Annotated in this window: 2 protein-coding genes; both read left to right on the top strand. The window is 46.1% G+C overall.

All coding sequences use genetic code 11. From position 1 onward, the window contains the following. Nucleotides 1-395 (top strand): PD-(D/E)XK nuclease family protein (locus HMPREF2893_RS03665; protein WP_186822241.1); only part of this gene is annotated, 395 nt, incomplete at its 5' end. Between the two features lie 3 nt (nucleotides 396-398). Beyond that, nucleotides 399-716 carry a DUF4298 domain-containing protein gene (locus HMPREF2893_RS03670; protein ID WP_049475317.1) on the top strand — a complete coding sequence of 106 codons (318 nt, stop codon included), beginning with the start codon at nucleotides 399-401 and terminating at the stop codon, nucleotides 714-716. Nucleotides 717-809 lie beyond the last annotated feature (93 nt).

Raw genomic sequence — 809 nt, forward strand, 5'->3', positions numbered from 1 at the left:
TGGAGCAAGTTCAAGCAGAGCCAGCGGTCAAAGCGCGCATCAAGCTAGAGGCCATCCTTGCTTTCTATGAGACGCCTTTGGGGACCTTGCTTCAAAAAGAGGCCTCTCGAGTCCGTCGCGAAGCTCCCTTTGCCATGCTGAAGAAAGATCCAGCCAGTGGAGAGGACTTCGTCGTGCGGGGGATCCTGGATGGTTACGTGGTGCTAGAAGACCGGATCCTGCTCTTTGATTATAAGACGGATCACTACAAGGTTCCTAGCCAATTGGTCGAACGCTACCGGGATCAGCTCGATCTCTATGCAGAAGCTCTTCGTCGTTCTTATGGCAAAGAGCAAGTAGAAAAATACCTCGTGCTTCTAGGTGGCCCCCATCTAGAAGTGGTGAAAGTGGAGTAAATCATGGCAATTGCACAGGAAAACATCGAACGGATCCAAAGAATGGAAGGTTATTTGAATGACTATGCCAAAACTTTGGAAGAAACTAAAAAAGCAGTGGATCAGCTAAGAGAGCATCAAGAAAGCTATATCCAACTTCGCGATTATTATAGTAGTCAGGTCTATTTTGATGATTTGGACTTGTCCAATCAAGCTGACTTTCCAGCAGATCTACCATGTGGTGTCTTGTCCGAAGATGCCGTTTATGATTTATTAGACGAGCACTTTCAGATGGGAGTGGAACTCTTGGAGATCGCAACGAAGATGATCAAAGAACGGTGAAATTTCAATCTAAAAGCTCAGGTTTCCCGAGGCTTTTAGATTGAAGACAAACGTCATCATAGAAACTTTCCTTAGGTGAGTACGGACGTCAGC

The sequence above is a fragment of the Streptococcus sp. HMSC072C09 genome (assembly GCF_001813105.1).
Classification (GTDB): domain Bacteria; phylum Bacillota; class Bacilli; order Lactobacillales; family Streptococcaceae; genus Streptococcus.